The following is a 273-nucleotide window of genomic DNA, read 5'->3' as shown; positions in this document are numbered from 1 at the left end:
ACCGACGACCAGCGCCCAATAGCTTTGATAGATGACCGCGATTGCCACCGATGCGACGAAGCCGGCGAACTTCTGTGAAACGGCAAGCACGAATTCCTGCCAGAAAATCAGATCGCGCTGGAGCATGATACGGCGCGGATTGGTGAGACCACCCATCAGCATGCTGACGCCAAGTGCCAGCATTACGCCTGTCAGTCTGGGCTCGTCGAACAGGACGGCTGTAGGATAGGCAAAGATCGCGAACAGGATACAGATCGCCAGCCCACGTGCGGC

Annotated in this window: 1 protein-coding gene; it reads right to left on the bottom strand. The window is 57.9% G+C overall.

All coding sequences use genetic code 11. From position 1 onward, the window contains the following. Positions 1–273, bottom strand: a 273-nt coding sequence (locus ACR9ZK_RS21985) for an oligosaccharide flippase family protein (protein WP_481344076.1), incomplete at both ends; no start/stop codon positions are given.

The sequence above is a fragment of the Monashia sp. HAY1-5C genome (assembly GCF_056755255.1).
Note: the sequence above shows the minus strand (reverse complement) of the source record. Positions and strands in the feature narration are given on the sequence as shown.